We start from the raw sequence: 5,762 nt of genomic DNA on the forward strand, positions 1-5,762 counted from the left end.
ACCCTGGCCTGGGTCCGGCGGCGGGGAGCGAACTGTCCTCGTGTGATGCGCCTCGTCCTGTTATGCGGTGTGACTCGGGCCACGATGATTGGGCGTAACGCTCTTTGAGGCAGTGCGATGACTAAAGAGGTGGCAGCAGAGGAGGGAATACGGCTCTCGCCAGAGACGCTGTACAACTCCGCACTCCCGCCCGCGCCGTCGGTTCATCCTGCCGTCGGTCGTCGGCTCCGGTCCATTGTGGACGGGGTCGGAAGCCATTTCCATCGTTCCGAGAGGTTGTTCGTGTCGGCCAGCACATCCCGTACGCTCCCCACGGAGATCGCCGAATCCGAGTCTCTGTTGGCGCTCATCGAGCGGGGAAAGGCTGAGGGGCAGATCGCCGGCGACGACGTGCGTCGGGCCTTCGAGGCTGACCAGATTCCGCCAACCCAGTGGAAGAACGTTCTGCGCAGCCTCAACCAGGTCCTCGACGAGGAGGGTGTGACGCTGATGGTCAGTGCCGCAGAGGCGCCCAAGCGCACCCGCAAGAGCGTCGCAGCGAAGAGCCCGGCGAAGCGCACTGCCACCAAGACGGTGGCGGCCAAGACGGTCACGGCCAAGAAGGCCACCACCACCGCCACCACGTCCGCCGCCGCGGCCGAGGTGACGGACGGCGAGGCCGACGACGCCATGGCATCGCCCGCGAAGAAGGCCGCCGCCAAGAAGGCCGTGGCCAAGAAGACGGTGGCGAAGAAGGCCACCGCGAAGAAGACGGCCGCGAAGAAGACCGCGGGCAAGAAGGACGTCGACGAGATCCTCGACGACGAGGTCGAAGAGGTGCCGACGCCGGGCAAGCCCGAGGAAGAGGAAGAGGGCGGCGAGAACAAGGGCTTCGTCCTCTCCGACGACGACGAGGACGACGCCCCGGCCCAGCAGGTCGCCGTGGCAGGCGCCACCGCCGACCCGGTCAAGGACTACCTCAAGCAGATCGGCAAGGTCCCGCTCCTCAACGCCGAGCAGGAGGTCGAGCTCGCCAAGCGCATCGAGGCGGGGCTGTTCGCCGAGGACAAGCTGGCCAACTCCGACAAGCTCGCCCCGAAGCTCAAGCGCGAGCTGGAGATCATCGCCGAGGACGGCCGCCGCGCCAAGAACCACCTCCTGGAGGCCAACCTCCGTCTGGTGGTCTCCCTGGCCAAGCGCTACACCGGCCGCGGCATGCTCTTCCTGGACCTCATCCAGGAGGGCAACCTCGGTCTGATCCGCGCGGTCGAGAAGTTCGACTACACCAAGGGCTACAAGTTCTCGACGTACGCGACCTGGTGGATCCGGCAGGCGATCACGCGCGCCATGGCCGACCAGGCCCGCACCATCCGCATCCCGGTGCACATGGTCGAGGTCATCAACAAGCTCGCGCGCGTCCAGCGCCAGATGCTCCAGGACCTGGGCCGCGAGCCCACCCCGGAGGAACTGGCCAAGGAGCTCGACATGACCCCCGAGAAGGTCATCGAGGTCCAGAAGTACGGTCGCGAGCCCATCTCGCTGCACACCCCGCTGGGTGAGGACGGCGACAGCGAGTTCGGCGACCTCATCGAGGACTCCGAGGCGGTCGTCCCGGCCGACGCGGTCAGCTTCACGCTCCTCCAGGAGCAGCTGCACTCCGTGCTCGACACGCTCAGCGAGCGCGAGGCCGGTGTGGTGTCCATGCGGTTCGGTCTCACCGACGGCCAGCCGAAGACCCTCGACGAGATCGGCAAGGTCTACGGGGTGACGCGCGAGCGCATCCGCCAGATCGAGTCGAAGACCATGTCGAAGCTGCGCCACCCGTCGCGCTCCCAGGTGCTCCGCGACTACCTGGACTGAGCCTGACGGCCTGACACGGCGAGAACCGCCCCTGACCGATGAGTTCTCGGTCAGGGGCGCTTCTCCGTAGCACGGGGGCCGCGATGCCGGGATGCGACGACGGCCGTATGGAGTGACGCTGGGTACGCACTACACTCCGCACGGTCAGGAGGTCGTATGCGTTCCTTTATTTCCGCGATGCTCGGTGCCCTCGCGCTGGTGGTGGCGATTCCGAGTCCGGCGTCGGCGGATCGGATAGTCGTCGGGGGGCAGCAGGTGGAGGTCGCGGACGCCCCCTGGGTGGTGGCCCTGGCCAGCCGGAGCCGCTTCGGCGCGGCGCGGTCGGGGCAGTTCTGCGGCGGCGTGATGGTCTCGCGCACGGCGGTGGTCACCGCCGCGCACTGCCTGGGCCGGGAGGTGCTCGGCGTGGATCGGCAGGACGTCCGGGACCTGCGGGTTCTCGTCGGGCGCGAGGATCTGGGGGGCGCCGGCGGGCGCGAGATCGAGCTGAAGAAGGACTGGGTGAACCCGGACTACGACTCCGTGAGCAACGCCGGGGATGTGGCGGTGCTCACGCTGGCGGAGCCGGTGCCGGCCTCCGACGTCATCCGAATGGCCCCCAAGGGGGATGCCGCCTACCGGCCGGGCTCCGCGGCCGCGGTCTACGGCTGGGGTGACACCACGGGCAAGGGGAGCTACGCCTCCACCCTGCACGCGGCCCAGGTGCGCGTCCTGGACGACGCGCGGTGCCGGCGCGCGTACCCGGGCAGCGCCGACGGTACGTACCGGCCCTCGTCGATGCTCTGTGCGGGGCAGCCGGGGGGCGGGCGCGATGCCTGCCAGGGGGACAGCGGCGGGCCTCTGGTGGCCCGCGGGCGGCTTATCGGGCTCGTGTCCTGGGGCAGCGGCTGCGGGGAGCCCGACAGCCCGGGTGTCTATACGCGGATCTCGGCGGTCGCGCCGCTGGTGGCGCGGCACGACTGAGCCCGCGCCGTGGGCAGGCCCGGTCCTGGAAGGGGCCGGGCCCGCCCATGGACGTGCCGGTACACACGAGAGCGGGCGGCGTTCCCTGGATCGGGATAGCCGCCCGCGGCTGTCCGGCCCGGCCGGACCTCGCTCGTCGTGGATGCGATGTGTCAGCGTTCCTCGTCGGACGCGGACGCGGACGCCGGCGTAGCGGTCAGCCGCTCCGTCTCGTCCTGTATTTCCGCGGCGATCTTCTTGAGTTCTGGCTCGAACTTGCGCCCATGGTGAGCGCAGAACAGCAGTTCACCGCCGCTCATGAGAACGACGCGCAGGTAAGCCTGGGCGCCGCAGCGGTCGCAGCGGTCTGCGGCCGTCAGCGGGCTCGCGGGGGTCAGAACAGTAGTCACGTCGCCTCTTCTCTAGCTCGACGAGCTGTCGTACCAGGGTCAACATCCAACCAGGCCGAAAACGTTCCCGCTGCCGGCTTTTCCTCGAAACTTCCTTCCGAGGGGTCGGGTCCTGACGGTTTGGCGGCGAATGAGCCGTAGTGCGTTGGCTTACGGTTTCACGTCGCTTGTCGGTATGCGTCCTCCCGGCTGGGTTGCCGGCTTGTTGAAGAGGACGTGCCCGGAGCCTAAATGGTTCATGCCTCCAAGGGAACGTGATGTGGGCGTCACTCCATTGAGGGATCGAACGTACGAACGACTCTGGACTACCATGGGCGTTCTCATGGGTGGCGGCACAAAGGCTCTATCAGGCGTCGGTACCCTCTGAACGGCGACCGAGCCAACCTCTGAACCCGGACTCGGGTCAGACAGAAATTCAGCGAGGAGCGAACCGCGTGACCGCCGATACGTCCGTGCCGTCCACCGCATTGCTGACCGGGGCAGACCGGGACGAATCCAACTACACCGCGCGGCACCTACTCGTCCTTGAGGGCCTGGAAGCCGTCCGCAAGCGCCCCGGCATGTACATCGGGTCGACCGACAGCCGCGGCCTGATGCACTGCCTCTGGGAGATCATCGACAACTCCGTGGACGAGGCCCTGGGCGGCTACTGCGACCACATCGAGGTGATCCTCCACGACGACGGGTCCGTGGAGGTCCGGGACAACGGCCGCGGCATCCCCGTGGACGTCGAGCCGAAGACCGGCCTGTCCGGCATCGAGGTCGTGATGACCAAGCTGCACGCCGGCGGCAAGTTCGGCGGCGGCTCCTACGCCGCCTCCGGCGGCCTGCACGGCGTCGGCGCCTCCGTCGTCAACGCCCTCTCCGCGCGGCTCGACGTCGAGGTCGACCGCAACAGCAAGACCCACTCGATCAGCTTCCGCCGGGGCGTCCCCGGCATCTTCACCGAGTCGGGCCCGGACGCGCCCTTCGACCCGGCGAACGGCCTCCTCAAGGGCAAGCGGGTGCCCAAGACCCGCACCGGCACCAGGGTCCGCTACTGGGCGGACCGGCAGATCTTCCTCAAGGACGCCAAGCTGTCCCTGGAGACGCTGCACGGGCGGGCCCGGCAGACCGCCTTCCTGGTGCCGGGGCTGACCCTCGTCGTGCGCGACGAGCGCGGCCTCGACGGGGAGGGGAAGACCGAGGAGACCTTCCGCTACGACGGCGGCATCAGCGAGTTCTGCGAGTACCTCGCCCAGGACAAGGCCGTCTGCGACGTGCTGCGCCTCAGCGGCCAGGGCACCTTCAAGGAGACCGTCCCGGTCCTCGACGACCTCGGGCACATGACCCCCACCGAGGTCACGCGCGAGCTCGGCGTCGACATCGCGCTGCGCTGGGGCACGGGCTACGACTCCACGGTCCGGTCCTTCGTGAACATCATCGCCACCCCCAAGGGCGGCACCCATGTCTCCGGCTTCGAGCGTTCGCTGACCAAGACGGTCAACGAGGTGCTGCGCTCCGCGAAGCTGCTGCGGGTCGCGGAGGACGACGTCGTCAAGGACGACGCCATGGAGGGGCTCACGGCGGTCGTGACCGTGCGGCTGGCGGAGCCGCAGTTCGAGGGGCAGACCAAGGAGGTGCTCGGCACCTCGGCGGCCGCCCGGATCGTCGGCAACGTGGTCGCCAAGGAGCTCAAGGCGTTCCTGGCCTCGACCAAGCGGGACGCCAAGCAACAGGCGCGGTCGGTCATGGAGAAGATCGTCGCCGCGGCCCGTACGCGCATCGCGGCGCGCCAGCACAAGGAGGCCCAGCGGCGGAAGACGGCGCTGGAGTCGTCCTCGCTGCCCGCGAAACTGGCCGACTGCCGCAGCGACGACGTGGACCGCAGCGAGCTGTTCATCGTCGAGGGGGACTCGGCGCTGGGCACCGCGAAGCTCGCGCGGAATTCGGAGTTCCAGGCGCTGCTGCCCATCCGCGGCAAGATCCTCAACGTCCAGAAGTCGTCCGTCTCGGACATGCTCAAGAACGCCGAGTGCGGCGCGATCATCCAGGTCATAGGGGCCGGCTCGGGACGTACCTTCGACATCGACGCCGCGCGCTACGGCAAGGTCCTGCTGATGGTCGACGCCGACGTCGACGGCGCGCACATCCGCTGCCTGCTGCTCACGCTCTTCCAGCGCTATATGCGCCCGATGGTCGAGGCCGGCCGGGTCTTCGCCACCGTGCCGCCCCTGCACCGGGTCGAGCTGGTGAACCCCAAGAAGGGGCAGGAGAAGTACGTCTACACCTACTCGGACAGCGAGCTGCGGCAGACGCTGCTGGAGTTCGACCGTAAGGGGACGCGCTACAAGGACAGCATCCAGCGCTACAAGGGCCTCGGCGAGATGGACGCGGACCAGCTGGCCGAGACCACGATGGACCCGCGCCGGCGGACCCTGCGGCGGATCAACATCAGCGACCTGGAGGGCGCCGAGCAGGCCTTCGACCTGCTCATGGGCAATGAGGTGGCGCCGCGGAAGGAGTTCATCACGAACGCGGCGTCCACCCTGGACCGGTCCCGCATCGACGCCTGAGCAGCGGCGTCCGGGC

4 protein-coding genes are annotated in these 5,762 nt (G+C 68.6%); 3 read left to right on the plus strand and 1 reads right to left on the minus strand.

The window, feature by feature from the left end:
• The first annotated feature begins 282 nt into the window (after nt 1-282).
• Nucleotides 283-1,839 carry an RNA polymerase sigma factor gene (locus ACFU99_RS30585; RefSeq protein WP_384398179.1) on the plus strand — a complete coding sequence of 519 codons (1,557 nt, stop codon included), beginning with the start codon at nt 283-285 and terminating at the stop codon, nt 1,837-1,839.
• Nucleotides 1,840-1,995: 156 nt separating this feature from the next.
• Nucleotides 1,996-2,802, plus strand: coding sequence for a S1 family peptidase (locus ACFU99_RS30590; RefSeq protein WP_384398181.1), 807 nt, complete (start codon nt 1,996-1,998; stop codon nt 2,800-2,802).
• 152 nt (nt 2,803-2,954) lie between these two features.
• Here the strand turns inward: ACFU99_RS30590 and ACFU99_RS30595 are convergent, their stop codons facing one another.
• Complete coding sequence (locus ACFU99_RS30595; protein ID WP_363131079.1) at nt 2,955-3,191, minus strand: hypothetical protein; 237 nt, start codon at nt 3,189-3,191, stop codon at nt 2,955-2,957.
• A gap of 434 nt (nt 3,192-3,625) precedes the next feature.
• On the opposite strand from ACFU99_RS30595, the gene ACFU99_RS30600 reads away from it, so the two are divergent.
• Complete coding sequence (locus tag ACFU99_RS30600) at nt 3,626-5,746, plus strand: type IIA DNA topoisomerase subunit B (RefSeq protein WP_384398183.1); 2,121 nt, start codon at nt 3,626-3,628, stop codon at nt 5,744-5,746.
• Nucleotides 5,747-5,762 lie beyond the last annotated feature (16 nt).

Origin of the sequence: Streptomyces sp. NPDC057654 (assembly GCF_042800135.1) — a bacterium.
GTDB lineage: Bacteria > Actinomycetota > Actinomycetes > Streptomycetales > Streptomycetaceae > Streptomyces.